The following is a 14,617-nucleotide window of genomic DNA, read 5'->3' as shown; positions in this document are numbered from 1 at the left end:
GAGGCTAATCAGCTGCATCAGCTTGCGCTGTCCCCGATCAGTCACGACACGCGGGAGCATCAACGAAAGTCGACCACGGCTCTGGGGGTAGTCTGCCGCGACCGCTCGCCGTCGGGAGGCCACCGCATGCCGTCCCGCCACCACTGGCATGACGTTCCCGACAAGATCCGTCGCCAGGTCGAACAGCACGTCGGCGCAGTCCACGCTGCATACTCAATCCCGGCTGGAGCCTCCTGCCAATTGGCCGCCGTCCTCGACACGGACACCGGGCGGATCTTTTGCAAGGGCGGAACGAGTGACAGCCCTACCGCCTGGCTCTACCGCAACGAGGCCCGCGTCAATCCCTACCTGCCGGACGTGGTGCCGCGCCTCCGCTGGACGATCAACCAGGATGGTTGGGTTCTTCTCGGGTTCGACTACGCGGCCGGTCGACACCCGGATCTCGCGCCCGGATCGCCTGACCTACGTCTGGTGGCGGAGTTGCTGACCGCCCTGAACCAGCAACTGACGCCCTCTCCGCTGATACCGGTGCAGCGGTTCGCTGACCGGTGGAAGGACCTCGTTGCACCCGAACTGGTCGACGGCCAGACGCTGCTGCACACCGATCTGACGCCGCGAAACTTTCTGCTCTCCGACTGTCTGCGGCTTGTCGACTGGTCCAGCCCGGCTTTGGGTGCGGCGTGGATCGACATCGCCTTCGTGCTGGTGCGTCTTATCCGTGCCGGGCACACCCCGGCTGAAGCCGAGGCATGGGCTCGGCAAGTACCGGCGTGGGCACACGCATCCGACAGCGCTGTCACCGGCTTCGCAAACGGGTTGGTGTATCTGTGGGAGCGGCGGCAGCACTCCGATCCTGCTTCTCATCGCGGCCCGTTGCTTACTGCGGCAAAGAGTTGGCTGAACCATCGGGATCTGGCGGACCGTTGGTAGTCGTTAGCCGCCTATCTCGGGACACTGAACTGGTCAGCCACCGCTCGCCAATTCAGCTCGGCCTCAAGTGGTTCCACGGCGACGCCTGCATCCCGGAGTATTCGCATGTGTCTGTCGTAGCTTGGATGCCTGGTCAACACCGGCTTGACGTTCGGGAGCGCGTGTACCGGGATTCCCGCGCCGAGCGCCTCGTTGAGGATGCCGAGTGCGAGGGTGTCGTTGATCCCCTGAGCCCACTTGTTGATGACGTTGAAGGTGGCGGGCACGACGGCGACGGCTGTGGCCGGTGGGTGCGGCTCGGTCTCGCCGGGCTTCCGCCATTCCGCCCGCACGGGGTACCCGGTCTGCTCTGCCAACGCCTCCCGGTCGATCCAGGTGGCGGCGGTCGGGGTGGCGGTAAGGCAGACAGTCCAGCCGTCTTCCTGTAGCAGGTCGATCAATTCGCCGATCCGTAACACCGGAGGAGCCGCACAAACGACCAGGGCGAGCACTCGTGGCTGGCTCATGCCAGCAGTCCGGCCCGCTCCGCGAGTGGCCGTAGCCCTGGTGTCGCCGTCCTGCGCTCCTTCGCTAACAGGTCGAGCAGAAGCGTGCGGGCATGCACGTTCGCGTACACCATTTCGGCGGCAACCCGCTCGGCTTCGAGCAGGTGTAACACCGAGACTGATCTGTCGCCGGACGACATCAGCGCCGCTGCGGCTAGGTCGACATGCACCTGCGCCCTTCGGCCGATCAGCACGATAGGCAGTCGTGACGTGTCGAGACGAGTGCCGATTTCCATCGCCTGGTCCGCGTTACCGGCTCGCACGGCGGCCGACACCGCGTGGATGACGACGTTCGTCGGGCCGAAGCCGGTCCACAGCCGGTTGCGGTCGGTGCCCAACGTCGTTGCCAGCCCTTCGGCCCGCGTGAGGAAAAAGCCCGCTTGCTTCGGGTTGCCCTGACCAGCAGCCACGACGGCAGCAAGGAGCAGTAGCGCTCCCTGAGCGGATAGCAGGTCAGGATCGGAGGCTGGAGCAGCCGAAGCCAGGGAGTCGATGCTGGTTCGTGCCACCTGCTCGGCCTCTGCCGATCTTCCGGGCTGTCCCATCAATCCGCAGGCTGCCTGGTAGGCGGCAACAGCAGCGAGCGCCCGGTCGTCGGCAATGCGGGCGGCGGTGGATGCCCGATCAGCCGTCAGTAGGGCCGCCTCACCGTCACCCACCTTGGCCGCGAGCTTGGATGCGGCGATGTAGGCGGCGGCGAGCAGCCGAAACGCACTGGTGCGGTGTATGCCGGCGGCGCTGTTAGTCAGGGCCGTCGCTTGGCTGAGCACCTCCGGCATCAGGCGGGCCGCCGACGTATAGCTCGCTCGCTGGTAGAGGTTGTGCACCCTGCCCACAGCACGCCGGACCTCGGGCAGCGGTGGTGCCGGTCGTGCTGAGTCCGTGAGATAAGCGCTGAGGAAGGTCCGAAGACCGTTCAAGAGATCAGACCTAGCGGCGGCGGAAACGGGCTCACGCTCCATGTCCCTCACGGCCTGTCCTCGATGCGCTGCCACTGACACGTCGACGAGCATGTCGTCGAGCTGTTCGAGCGTAACGCCCAATGCGGAAGCGATGCGGGTGCGATGCCACGGCTGCGGGTCGGTCTCCGCATTCTCCCACCGCACCACAGTGGACCGCTCCACGCCGAGAAGGTCGGCCAGACGCTCCTGGCTGTATCCGATCGCCTTACGCCGCTGGCAGAGCCGGTGTCGCTTCAAGGCCACTGCCGATCTCCCTTCCCTTTGCGGTCACTGTAGTAACCCTGCGTCGACCAGGTGGGTACGCAGATGCCTCATTTCTGCGTCAGGCAGGCTCCTTCGGCGCTGTAGTTCCTGGTCAATTGCTCGTCGAGGCTGAACGTATGGCCCGGGGCGGGTGCTGGGCTCCGGCGGTGCCGACCCCCGACGGTGCGCCGTCCCCGCCCGCCTCGGTGCCGCAACCACAGCAGGGGAGGGACATGGATTCGATTGACGAGGTGCTCGGCGAGCTGCCGATGCCGCCGTACGTGACAGCAGAGGATGTCGGTTTCGCGGTGCGGGCGGTGACCGTACACGCTGCGGAGCAGTGGCCCGAGGGGCCGCGCTGCCGGAACGACCGCGCGCCGCATCCGTGTCGGTTGCATCGGTGGGGGCGGCGGGTGCTGGACCGGCGTGGCCTCAGCGGCCGGCAGGTGCAGGCGCTCATCGCCGAGCAGGAGGCACCGCGGCGATGATCTACCTGTCCGGGGAACGCCTGCAATCGCATCACGTCCGCGCCGCCGAGTTCGACAGGCGCTGGCGGGGTCTGGACCCCGCCCAGGTGTACGACTATCTCGACCGGGTCGCCGACGAACTCGCCCGGCTGCACCGGGAGTTGACCACCGCGAACACCGAGTCGGAGCGGATCCGGCAGGCGTTGCGGCAGTGGCAGTCCCGGCACACCGATTGTCGACCCCACGGGCATTCGGCGGGGGAGCGCAGGTGACCGGGGCGGCTGGCGACGACGCGGTGATAGGCGAGGTTGCCGCGAGCTTCCGGGCCGGGCTGGAGGCGTACTCCCCGGGGTTGCTGCCGGAGCGGGCGGCGGCGCTCGTCATGGCCGCGTTGGCCCGGCTGGTCGGCGGCGGTGGTGACCGGGCCGGGCGGTTGGCGCTGCTGGCGGTGCTCGGCCGGGCCCACCGCCGGTACCGGCTGCGCCCCGAGCACGGCCCGCTTATCGGTGCCGCGTTGGCCACTGTGGCGCCACGACTGTGCCCGCAACAGGCCGGCTGGGAGCGACGGTGGCGGCGGGCCTGGGCGCTCGTCGAGCGCGCCGCCGGCCGGATGGGCGACGGGCCGGCGTTCTGGCCCGCCGAGGTGGTCGGCCGCGACCTGGCCGCCGAGGGCATCGCCATCCTGACCGTACGGCCGTGGCGGCGGCTACCGTTCCGACCCGGTCAGGCGGTGCCGGTCTGCCTGCCGCAACATCCCGGCCGGTGGCGCTGGTACTGCCCGGCGAACGCGCCGCGCCCCGATGGCACCGTCGAGCTGCACGTCCGCGCGGTCCCCGCCGGCACCGTCTCCCGCACCCTCGTCCATGAGGTACGCCCCGACGACCTGCTCCACCTCGGCCCACCCGTCGACATCGGCCTCAGCCTGCCCACTGCCCCGGAGTCGTCTCATCCTGGCTGCCCCGAGGCAGCCTCCACCAGGGCAGAGCTGGCCGGGGCAGGACGAGCCACTGCCCGGGACCTGCTGCTGGTGGCCGGCGGTACCGGGCTGGCCCCGCTGCGCGCCCTGGTCGAGCAGGTCGCCGCCGCGCCGGCCGGTCGCCGGGTGACCCTGATCGTCGGCGCACGCACCGTGGCCGACCTCTACGACGCGATCGCCCTCGACAAGCTCGACCAGGCCCATCCCTGGCTGACCGTCGTCCCGGCCTTCTCCCACGACCCGTTTGTCGCCCCCGCCGAGCAAGGCGACGCGCTGACCCTGGGGCTCTATTACCACCGCTTCGGCCAGGACATCTGTGTGTGCGGCCCGCCCGCGATGCTCGACCTCGCCCGGCAACTACTTCCCGCGATCGGGATACCCACCGGCCGGATTCACCTGCCCAGGATTCATTGACTACCGCGTCCTCGGGGGCTGTTACTCACATCGAGAGATGTGAGACCTTGTATCGGTCAGTGACCGCCTCGATACAAGGGGTGATTGGCGTGGGGGTTGATGACGAGCCGTCGGGATGGTCGGTCGAGAAGTTCGGCCCTGACCTGGTCCGTGACCTGCGGGCCCGGATACCCAAGGCCCTGCAACGGGCCGTCGAGCTGGCGCAGAACGCACGGGAGGCGTCAGCGCTGAACACGGATCATGCCTTCGGCCCGACCCGCTGGAAGCAGCAGTACGAGTCGCTGCACGAGCATCTCCAGGACCTGCCGGATGTGCAGGACGTGCATCCACCCGGCGCGCAGGTGCGCGTCACCATCTGCCGCAACCACCTGCTGTTGCCCTGGATGTATGCCAAGCGCCGCGGTCTCGACATGCGGCGCGTCCGGGGGCGGCTCAAGAACCAGCTCGTCCGTGACCTGCTGATTCTCTTCGGTCCGGAGCCTGGCTACGACGAGCCCACCCTGCCGGGCATGCCGGCGACGCCGGACGAGGCCCGGGACCGGACGCTGCTGCGCGAGGCGATCGAAGAACTCACCCCGCAGCCCAGGACGCTGCTCGTCGGCTTCGCCTGCAACTCGGACGATGGGTTGCTCGGTGTCTCCTGGGGTGAAGCCGCTCTCGCTCCTGGTGGCGGGCTGGATTGGGGACCGGTCGAGGAGTTGTTCCGGCTCGCCTGACCGTTCTGCGTGATGTGCTGGCCGCGCCGAGGCTGGCGACGGCTCACGCGTTGGTGTCGCCGTACTCGCGGATGTCGCCGACGTCGAGGGTGATCCGGCTGTTGTCGGCCCACTCGCCGGTGGCCTGCTGCCAGCTACGGTCGTCGCGCTCGTCGATCGCCGTCCAGTTCGGGCGGTGGTGGCGGAGGTAGATGGGGCCTGTCGACTCGCCGGGGGCCAGCTTCCCGGCGGCGAAGGTCAGCTCGATCCAGCCGGGGATCGGGGTGCCGGGCGGCGGGAAGACAGTGGGCGTCGGAGTCGGCGGCAGCGGCGACGTGGTCGTCGCGGGGAACAATGGCGATCCCGAGGCGGGCGGCGACGGCGCAGTCGGCGGTGGCGAGACAGGTGTGCCCGGCGGGCCCGGCGGCAGGGGTGGTGGGAAGTACTGGATGTGGCGTTGCACGTTCGCGCAGCCGATCGCCGCCCAGTCGCAGTTGGTGACAAGCGAGGTGTTACCGCCCTCGAACGTCAGGTGGTAGCGGATCCGCACGTCCGCCAGGTCGAGCGGGGCGGTGCCCGTGTTGACGACCTGGAGGACGTGCTGGATCTGGTTGTCCGTCGGTGACCAGCTCAGGTTCCGGTAGCTGACCCGCGCCTTTCCGTACGCGGTCCGGACCGGGGTCACGGGCGAGTCGAGCGAGTACCCGCCGTCGGTGTACGCCCAGACGGTGAGCCGGTATCCGGTGCCCGGTGCGAGGTCGGTCAGGGTGAGGTCGGTGCCGGTGGTGGTGCCGAGGCTGCGGTAGACGTTGGGGCCGAGCCAGGCGCGCACCTCGTGCCGGATGGGCGTCCCGCCCGGCTCGCCGATCCAGGTCGACGGCGACCAGGTCAGGGTGAGCAGGTGCGGCTCGTTCGCCACCACCACCGGTGCGCCGGGGGTGGTCAGAACCGGATCGTCGGCCGCATGGGCGACGGCGGTGCCGGAGAGCCCGAGCACGATGCCGAGGACTGCGACAAGGGTTACCCGACGAGCACGCATAGTGCGCATGCTAGAGAGTTGTATGCATGAATATCAATGGCCGGAGTTTGCAGTCCCGCTCGGCTCAGATCCCTGGTTGTGGTGTGGCGGTGATCTGGGTGACGAGGAAGTCGAGCCGCTCGGCCTGGCCGTTCGGGGGGATGCGCCCGCTCTCGGTCAGGGCGGCAATGCCGTGCAGCGCGCTCCAGGTGACCTCGGCGAACAGTTCGCGTCGCTGATTGTCCGGGTGGAAGCAGCTCACGAACTCGTCGAATGCCGCGCGCAACGGGGGCGGAGTCTCGGCGTGCGCGAACTTCACGTCGGTCGGCAGCATGAACATGGCCTGGTAGAGGGCCGGCTGCTCGGTTGCGAACTCCAGGTAGGCGCGGCAGACGGCGTGCAGTGCCGCAGGCCGCTCGGGGGCGGCCAGCCGGGCGCGGCGCAGGCGGGCTGCGAGTTCGCCGAAGCCTTCGATGGCGACGGCGCGCATGATGTCGTCCTTGCCGGTGAAGTGGCTGTAGAGCACCGGCTGGCTGTACTCGACGCGCTCGGCCAGCCGCCGCGTTGTCACCGCCTCCCACCCTTCGGCCTCGGCGAGTTCGCGGGCCGCCGTGATGATCATCTGGTGGCGCTTGGCGCGTTCGCGTTCACGGCGTTCGGAGATTGCGGACATGGCGTCATCCTAGCAGCGCTAGACATGCTGCCGACGACAACGTATCGTCGCTACAACATCTAGCGCCGCTAGAAATCAAGTGGGAGGAACAACCCATGCTCAGCAACATCGCCACTGTGCTCGCCGGACTGGTCGGTGTGGCAGTCATTCTCATGGGCGCCCGCGCCTTCTGGGCGCCGCAGGCCGCAGTCGGCTTTGGCATTCCCGACACGCCGACCGAGGATCCGGCCTTTCACGCCTGGCTGTCCGTCAAGGCGGTGCGTGACATCGCCGCAGGGCTCTTCATCCTCATCGTGGTGATCGGCGGGACGACCCACCTGCTGGGCGGGCTCATGCTGGCCGCCACCCTCATCCCCGTCGGCGACGCGCTGATCGTGCGGCGCAGCGGTGGGCCCAGGTCGGCCGTATTCGGCATCCACGGCGCTACCGCAGTGGTGATGCTGGCGATCAGCGTGCTCCTGCTCATCGCGTAACCGATCACGCTCGTCGCCGGCCGACCGTTCCCCCTGCGGGTGAACCCCGACGCGATCCCGGGGCGTCAGGGAGTGACCTGAGCAAATTTCACTACTAGCGTCGGTCGAGCCTGGACAGACACATCCCGGGGGAGGACGTTCCACGTGCCACCACCACCTGCGAGCCGCCAAATGAAGCGCCGTCCACTCATCGCTGCGGCCACCGCCACCGTACTGGTCGCCGCCGGCCTCGCCGTGACCGGCGGGACCGCCGTCGCGCACGGAAACGGCTACTCGGCCCTGATCCAACGGGCCTCGTACGGCGTACCGCACATCACCGCCCGCGACTTCGCCAGCCTCGGCTACGGCGTCGGGTACGCCCAGGCGGAGGACAACATCTGCCTGATCGCCGAGAGTGTGGTGACGGTCAGCGCGCAACGGTCCCGGTTCTTCGGTGCCGACACCGACAACGTCGGCAGCGACCTGTTCCACCAGAAGGCGATCGACGATCGGGCCGCCGAGCGCTGGCTCGTCGGCCGGCGCGACGGCCTCCGCGCACCCTCAAACGAGGTACGCGACCAGATGCGCGGCTTCGCCGCCGGCTACAACGCCTACCTGCGGGGTGCGCAGAAAAAGATCAACGACCCGGCCTGCGCCGGGCAGGAGTGGGTGCGTCCGATCACCGAGCTGGACCTGTGGCGGGCCAACTGGGCCCGGATGGTCCGGGCCAGCTCCGGTGCACTCTCCGACGGCATCGTCGTCGCCGCGCCACCAGGTGCGCAGGGAACGAGCGATCCGGTGCGCGCCCCGCGGGCGGAAGCCGTGGTCACCGCCCGCGACGGAGCGCCGGCCGGGGTGGGCAGCAACGCGTACGGTCTGGGACGCGGCGCCACCACCAGCGGTGCCGGCATGCTGCTGGCGAACCCGCACTTCCCGTGGGACGGCGACGAGCGTTTCTACCGGATGCGGCTGAAGGTGCCCGGCCGGTACGACGTGGAGGGCGCGGCCCTGATCGGTGACCCGATCGTCGAGATCGGACACAACGGCAAGGTCGCCTGGTCGCACACCGTCTCCACCGCCCGCCGCTTCGTCTGGCACCAACTCTCGCTGGTGCCCGGCGACCCGACGAGCTACCGCTACGACGGTCGGACCCGGAAGATGACGGCCCGCACGGTCACCGTCCAGACTCCCGCCGGGCCGGTCAGCCGTACCCTCTACGACACCCACTTCGGCCCGGTGGTCGTGGTGCCGGGCCGCTTCGACTGGACCACCGACACGGCGTACGCGATCACCGACGTCAACGCCACGAACAACCGTGCGCTCGACGGCTGGCTCGCCATGGGCCGGGCGAAGTCGGTGGGTGAGCTGCGGTCGGTGCTGGACCGGCGGCAGTTCCTGCCCTGGGTCAACGTCATCGCCGCCGACCGGTACGGGCGGGCCCTCTACGCGGACCACTCCGTCGTGCCCCGGGTCACCGACTCCCTCGCGGCCGCGTGCATTCCAGCTTCCTTCCAGAGTTTGTACACGACGAGCGGCCAGGCCGTCCTCGACGGCTCCCGATCGTCGTGTGATCTGGGTCGGGACCGCGATGCGGCGGTGCCCGGCATCCTCGGGCCGGCGAACCTGCCCACGCTTGTCCGCGACGACTACGTGACCAACTCCAACGACAGCTACTGGCTGGCCAACCCCGCGCGCCCGCTCGTCGGGTACCCGCGCATCATCGGCGACGAGCGGACCGTCCGCAGCCTGCGGACCCGGCTCGGCGTGCACCAGGTGCGGCAGCGCCTCGCCGGCACCGACGGGCTGCCCGGCCGGGGATTCACCACCGGCCGGCTGTGGGACGTGACGCTCGGCAACCGGGCGTACGGCGGCGAACTGGTCCGCGACGACCTGGTCCGGCTCTGCGAAGCCCAGCCGACGGCCACCGCCTCGGACGGCACCACTGTCGACCTGACGGCCGCCTGCGCCGCGCTACGTCGCTGGGACCTCCGCGTCGACCTGGGCAGCCGGGGCTCGCACGTGTTCACCGAGTTCGCCCGCGCCGGTGGCCTGCGTTTCGCCGACCCGTTCGACCCGGCCGCCCCGCTGACCACGCCGAACCGACTCGCCGTCGACGACCCGAGGGTCCGCACGGCACTCGCCGACGCCGTGAAGCTGCTCGGCGCGATCCCACTGGACGCCCGCCTCGGCGACATCCAGACCGAACCGCGCGGTGCCGAACGCATCCCGATCCACGGTGGCTGGCCGGACGCCGGCGTCTTCAACATGATCATCAACCAGGTGCAGCCCGACGTCGGCTACCCGAAGGTGCGGCACGGCACGTCGTACCTGATGGCCGTCGAGCTGGGCCGCGACGGGCCGTCGGGCCGGCAGCTGCTTACCTACTCGCAGTCGGCAAACCCGAACTCGCAGTGGTACGCCGACCAGACCCGGCTGTACTCGGCCAAGGGGTGGGACACCATCAAGTTCACCCAGAAGCAGCTACGGGCCGACCCGAACCTGGTCACGTACCGGGTGGGGGAGCGCCGCCGCTGACCAAGACTCCGACCCGGCGTGTTGGGCTGTGGGGGTCGCTGTTGGGCTTACTGGTTCGTGGGAAGCCCCGAAATGCCGCATGTCGTGTTGGGCGGCACCCGTCGGGCGTTCGGTGGCCTGGGTGGGTCGGGCTGGGCGGCGAGTTGCCGTCCGGCTCGACCCGCGTCACGGAGCTGGTGGCTGGTAGGTGACCGGCAGCCGAACCGCGGCGTCGATCTCCTCCGTGGTCAGCAGCGGCACGATACGGGCGTCAACGCCGCCGGCCGCCCGCACGGCGATGCCGAGTGCGGCGGCGGTGAGGTTGTCCGGCACCTCGCAGAGCACGTACAGGTCGAACTCGCCGAACGCGTAGTACAACGCCTCCACCTGCCCACCGGCGTTCTCGATCAGGGCCCTGACCACCTCGGCCCGTGCCGTCCCGCCGTCCTTGGCCAGCCCGGCCATGCCCGGGATCGTGTAGGTCGCCGTGACCAGGAACTTCGCCACGCTGGCACCACCTTCCCACCTCCGCCCTGCCCTGCCGCGCGTGCCGCGCCTACCCGTTTCCGGCCCGGCCACGCCTCGCGGCGCAGAGTCACCGTGGCCGTGCTCACAGAAAGCTCTGCTGGTCGCTAAACGGGCGGCGAATTGTCATTGGCGGGAGCTACTGTGCCGTGCGGGCTTCACCACCGCCGTCGCGCCGGCCCGGGTGCCACGTCGGCCACCACCGCTCGTCCTTCGGACATTCCGACAACAGGAGACCTCGTGACACAGCAATCCGTCGCGGCACCGCAGCCTGTCCCGACCTCGGACAAGCTCGACGCCGCGGTGCTCAAGGTGGCCGGCGTCGTCGTGCTCGGTGCGCTCATGTCGATCCTCGACGTGACGGTGGTGAGCGTCGCGCTGCCGACGTTCCAGAGCGAGTTCGACGCCTCGTACGCCCGCGTCGCCTGGACGATGACCGGCTACACGCTCGCCCTGGCCACGGTCATCCCACTCAGCGGGTGGGCCGCCGACCGGTTCGGCACCAAACGCCTCTACATGATGGCCCTGGCGCTGTTCACCATCGGCTCCGGTCTCTGCGCCACCGCCGACACGATCGGTGAGTTGATCACGTACCGGGTGTTGCAGGGTCTCGGTGGTGGCATGCTCATGCCGATCGGCATGGCGATCATGACCCGGGCGGCCGGGCCGAACCGGATCGGCCGGCTGATGGCCGTGCTCGGCATCCCGATGCTGCTCGGCCCGATCGGCGGCCCGATCCTGGGCGGCTGGCTGATCGACGTGGCGAGCTGGCACTGGATCTTCCTGATCAACCTGCCGATCGGCGTGGTCGCGCTGGTCTACGCCCAGCTGGCCCTGCCGAAGGACAGCCCGCAGCCCTCCGAGTCGTTCGACTTCCTCGGCATGCTGATGCTCTCGCCGGGTCTCGCCCTGTTCCTGTACGGCGTCTCCACGCTGCCCGAGGCCGGCACCTTCACCGACTCCGAGGTGTGGGGGCCGATGCTCATCGGTGCCGTACTGGTGGTGGCGTTCGTCCTCTACTCGTTCAAGCCCCAGCATCCGCTGCTCGACCTGCGGCTGTTCCGCAACCGTAGGCTGACCGTCGCGGCGCTGACCATGTTCGTCTTCATCATCGCCTTCATGGGCGCCGGGCTGCTCTTCCCGAGCTACTTCCTCCAGGTGCGCGGTGAGTCGACGCTGCACGCCGGCCTGCTGATGGCCCCCCAGGGCATCGGCGCCATGGTCACCATGCCAATCGCCGGCATGCTCGCCGACAAGGTGCCGGTCGGCCGCACGGTGCCGTTCGCGCTGGTGCTCATCCTCGCCGGGTTCTTCACCTTCACCCAGCTCGACGCGGACACGTCGTACGTGCTGCTCTGCGGCTCGCTGTTCGTGATGGGCCTGGGCATGGGCGGCACGATGATGCCGATCATGACCTCGGCGCTGAAGACGCTCACCGGGCACGAGGTGGCCCGAGGCTCCACGCTCGTCAACATCCTCCAGCAGATCGGCGGTTCCGTAGGTGCCGCGGTGATGTCGGTCATCCTCACCAACGAGCTGAACGGCTCCCGGCCGATCCCGGGCCTCACCGACGAGAACGGCAACCCGATCACCGAGGCCGGCCTGGCGATCGCCGCCCAGCAGCGGCCGGAGTTGGCGCAGCAGCTTCCCGATCCGTCAATCATCGAGCGCGGGCTGGACTTCGCCGCGAACTCCTTCGCCACCACCTTCTGGGTGGCGTTCGCCCTGGTGGCCGCGACGTTCATCCCGGCCGCGTTCCTGCCGAGGCGACGGGAACGGTCCCACCTGCTCGACGACCAGCCCGGAGGTCAGGCGGGCGAACAGCCGAAGACCCCGGTCATCGTCCACTGACCGCTCGCCCTGCTCCGCCGCTCGCCCTGCTCGCCCCTGCTCCGCTTCGGCGTGCTCGGCCGCCTCTCGGCGTCGCTGCTCACGACATGCGGCATGTCGGGCTTTCCGGTTCGTGGGAAGCCCCGACATGCCGCATGCGGTGTCGGCTGCCGAGAGTGAGGGCGGGCGCGGAAGGAAACAGCGGGCGGTAGGGTGCGGCCGGTGGGGGAGATCGGATTGACGCCGGAGCTGGCCGTGCCGCCGGCGGTCGAGGCCGAGCGCGTGATCACTGCCGTGCTGGCTGACCTGCGTTCGGGTGAGCACCGGGGCGTGGTGGTCGACTCGCCGCCGGGGGCCGGTAAGTCGACCCTTGTGGTACGGGCCGCCATCGAACTGGCGAGAGCCGGCGAGCCGCTGATGATTATTGCGCAGACGAACGAGCAGGTTGATGACCTGATCGACAGGCTCGCCACGAAGGCGCCGCAGCTGCGGATCGGGCGGCTCTCGGCCGGCGACTACCGGCCGTCGCACCGGGTGCGGGCGCATCCGCAGGTCCGGGTCGCCGCAAAGGTCAGCGACCTGGCCGCCTCGGCAGTGGTCATCGGTACGGCCGCCAAGTGGGCCACGGTCACCGAGGGCTGCTGGCCGTGGGCGATCGTGGATGAGGCGTACCAGATGCGCTCGGACGCCCTGTTGCGCGTGGCCGGCAGGTTCGAACGGGCCCTGTTCGTGGGTGATCCGGGGCAGCTCGACCCGTTTTCCACTGTGGACACCGGTCGGTGGGCGGGGTTGACCTGGGATCCGATGCAGTCGGCGGTGGCGGTGCTGCTGCGGCACAATCCGCAGCTGCCGGTGCACCGGTTGCCGGTCTCCTGGCGGTTGCCGGCCTCGGCGGCCCCGGTCGTGTCCCGCGCGTTCTACCCGTTCACCGGGTTCCGCGCGGGTACCGGCCCTACCGACCGGGCACTGCACCTCACCGGGTCCGGGCGGGGTGACGCCGTCGACCGGGCTGTGGAGTCGGCCGTCACCACCGGCTGGGCGCTGTACGAGTTGCCGGCCCGGCACACCCTGCGTACCGACGGGGAAGCCGCCGCCGCGTGTGCCGCGCTCGCGCTGCGGGTGCTGCGGCGCGGGGTGGTCGCGGTCTGCGAGCAGGCGCCCGGCGGCGCGCCGGTAACCGCGGACCGGATCGCCGTCGGCGCCGCCCACCGCGACCAGGTGGCGGTCATCCGCGCGCACCTCGGCGAGGCCGGTGCGGACGTCACCGTCGACACCGCCAACCGACTCCAGGGCCGGGAGTACGACGTGACGATCGTGCTGCACCCGCTCTCCGGCCGGCGGGACGCCACCGCCTTCCACCTGGAATCGGGGCGGCTCTGCGTGCTCACCTCCCGGCACCGGCAGGCCTGCCTGGTGGTGGCCCGCGCCGGCATCGGCGAGCTGCTGGACGCCCACCCCTCGACCGAGGCGCCCCAACTGGACGTGCCGGTCAGGTTCCCCGACGGCTGGGAGGCGAACCAGGCCATCCTCGCCCATCTCACCACGGTGACCCAGCCGTTGCGTTGACCAGCACGACGCGATGCAGGATGAACGTGTTCACGCCGTCGTCGATCACCGGGATTCATGTCGGCGTCCCGATACAACGGCGATTCAGATGATCTGTCGCCGTCTATAGCGTGGGATGCCTAGGCCGTCGGAGAAAGGCGGACCATGTCATCCCCATCTGTCTCATTGTCCCGGCGCGGGCTGCTCGCCGGCACCGCGGTCGCCTCGGCCGTAGCCGTGACCGCAACCGTCGCCACCTCACCCGCCGCGGCGGCCGTCCCGATCCGCGCGGCAGCGTCGGCGGTCACCCACAACGGGATCGCCACCGCACGACTGGCCGCCCCGGCGGCCCTGCAACCGGACCTGCACGAGCGGCTGGGCGCCTGGTTGGCGTTCTGGTCGGCGAACTCGCCGCGTCAGTGGAGTGTCCCCACCGAGGTGGTCGGCGCGGCCGACTCCGCCGGGGCGGCGTTCACCCTGCGCGCCGTCCGGGTGGTGGTGGACGACCGGCCACTCGACGCGTTCCTCGCCGGCCGAGCCGACCACGCCCACCTGGGCACCCTGGCCAGCCTGCATCACCACTTCGGGCAGGTGACAGTCGCCGCCGACGGCGGGCTGCGCGTGGTCGACGGTGCGGCCGGGTTCACCGGGTCGCCCGAGCAGGTCGCCTTCGCGGTCGCGGCGTGCCGCGAACTGTGGGGCGTGCGTACCGACGGTGCCACCAGGTGGCGCCACCAGGTGGGCCGCCTCGACGCCGCCTCCCGTTCCGGCTGGGCGGCCTTCACCAGGACGGCACTGCGGCGCGGGCTGCGTACCGACACCTACTGA

15 protein-coding genes are annotated in these 14,617 nt (G+C 69.9%); 10 read left to right on the top strand and 5 right to left on the bottom strand.

Features of this window, described 5'->3' with window-relative positions:
* The first annotated feature begins 126 nt into the window (after positions 1 to 126).
* Positions 127 to 930, top strand: a complete 804-nt coding sequence (locus CLT74_RS16835; protein ID WP_099847391.1) for a phosphotransferase — start codon at positions 127 to 129, stop codon at positions 928 to 930.
* A gap of 11 nt (positions 931 to 941) precedes the next feature.
* Here CLT74_RS16835 and CLT74_RS16830 read toward each other — a convergent pair whose 3' ends face one another.
* Positions 942 to 1,421, bottom strand: coding sequence for a flavoprotein (locus CLT74_RS16830; protein ID WP_486582358.1), 480 nt, complete (start codon positions 1,419 to 1,421; stop codon positions 942 to 944).
* 11 nt (positions 1,422 to 1,432) lie between these two features.
* Positions 1,433 to 2,680 carry a helix-turn-helix domain-containing protein gene (locus CLT74_RS16825; protein WP_099847389.1) on the bottom strand — a complete coding sequence of 416 codons (1,248 nt, stop codon included), beginning with the start codon at positions 2,678 to 2,680 and terminating at the stop codon, positions 1,433 to 1,435.
* Between the two features lie 233 nt (positions 2,681 to 2,913).
* Here CLT74_RS16825 and CLT74_RS16820 point away from each other — a divergent pair, with 233 nt between their 5' ends.
* From CLT74_RS16820 to CLT74_RS16805, 4 genes are all read left to right on the top strand, one after another.
* Positions 2,914 to 3,168: a hypothetical protein gene (locus CLT74_RS16820; RefSeq protein ID WP_099847388.1), complete on the top strand. Its 255-nt coding sequence runs from the start codon at positions 2,914 to 2,916 to the stop codon at positions 3,166 to 3,168.
* Entirely contained in the window at positions 3,165 to 3,419 is a 255-nt protein-coding gene (locus CLT74_RS16815) for a DivIVA domain-containing protein (RefSeq protein ID WP_099847387.1), read from the top strand. Before CLT74_RS16820 ends, CLT74_RS16815 begins: the two co-directional genes overlap by 4 nt.
* Positions 3,416 to 4,537, top strand: a complete 1,122-nt coding sequence (locus CLT74_RS16810) for an FAD-binding oxidoreductase (protein WP_486582357.1) — start codon at positions 3,416 to 3,418, stop codon at positions 4,535 to 4,537. Before CLT74_RS16815 ends, CLT74_RS16810 begins: the two co-directional genes overlap by 4 nt.
* An 89-nt stretch (positions 4,538 to 4,626) precedes the next feature.
* On the top strand, positions 4,627 to 5,253 hold the full coding sequence (locus CLT74_RS16805) for a hypothetical protein (RefSeq protein WP_099847386.1): 627 nt from the start codon (positions 4,627 to 4,629) through the stop codon (positions 5,251 to 5,253).
* A gap of 43 nt (positions 5,254 to 5,296) precedes the next feature.
* On the opposite strand, the gene CLT74_RS16800 is transcribed toward CLT74_RS16805, so the two are convergent.
* A complete protein-coding gene (locus CLT74_RS16800) occupies positions 5,297 to 6,271 on the bottom strand; it encodes a cellulose binding domain-containing protein (RefSeq protein WP_099847385.1) in 975 nt (324 codons plus the stop codon).
* A gap of 64 nt (positions 6,272 to 6,335) precedes the next feature.
* Complete coding sequence (locus CLT74_RS16795; RefSeq protein ID WP_099847384.1) at positions 6,336 to 6,923, bottom strand: TetR/AcrR family transcriptional regulator; 588 nt, start codon at positions 6,921 to 6,923, stop codon at positions 6,336 to 6,338.
* Between the two features lie 95 nt (positions 6,924 to 7,018).
* On the opposite strand from CLT74_RS16795, the gene CLT74_RS16790 reads away from it, so the two are divergent.
* Positions 7,019 to 7,396, top strand: coding sequence for a DUF4267 domain-containing protein (locus CLT74_RS16790; protein WP_099847383.1), 378 nt, complete (start codon positions 7,019 to 7,021; stop codon positions 7,394 to 7,396).
* Between the two features lie 171 nt (positions 7,397 to 7,567).
* Entirely contained in the window at positions 7,568 to 9,910 is a 2,343-nt protein-coding gene (locus CLT74_RS16785; RefSeq protein ID WP_099847382.1) for an acylase, read from the top strand.
* Between the two features lie 165 nt (positions 9,911 to 10,075).
* Here the strand turns inward: CLT74_RS16785 and CLT74_RS16780 are convergent, their stop codons facing one another.
* On the bottom strand, positions 10,076 to 10,396 hold the full coding sequence (locus CLT74_RS16780) for a GYD domain-containing protein (protein ID WP_099847381.1): 321 nt from the start codon (positions 10,394 to 10,396) through the stop codon (positions 10,076 to 10,078).
* 258 nt (positions 10,397 to 10,654) lie between these two features.
* On the opposite strand from CLT74_RS16780, the gene CLT74_RS16775 reads away from it, so the two are divergent.
* From CLT74_RS16775 to CLT74_RS16765, 3 genes are all read left to right on the top strand, one after another.
* Positions 10,655 to 12,265 carry a DHA2 family efflux MFS transporter permease subunit gene (locus CLT74_RS16775; protein WP_099847380.1) on the top strand — a complete coding sequence of 537 codons (1,611 nt, stop codon included), beginning with the start codon at positions 10,655 to 10,657 and terminating at the stop codon, positions 12,263 to 12,265.
* A gap of 201 nt (positions 12,266 to 12,466) precedes the next feature.
* Positions 12,467 to 13,810, top strand: a complete 1,344-nt coding sequence (locus tag CLT74_RS16770) for an AAA domain-containing protein (protein ID WP_486582356.1) — start codon at positions 12,467 to 12,469, stop codon at positions 13,808 to 13,810.
* A gap of 144 nt (positions 13,811 to 13,954) precedes the next feature.
* Positions 13,955 to 14,617, top strand: a complete 663-nt coding sequence (locus CLT74_RS16765; RefSeq protein WP_099847379.1) for a hypothetical protein — start codon at positions 13,955 to 13,957, stop codon at positions 14,615 to 14,617.

The organism is Verrucosispora sp. CNZ293 (assembly GCF_002754655.1).
Note: the sequence above shows the minus strand (reverse complement) of the source record. Positions and strands in the feature narration are given on the sequence as shown.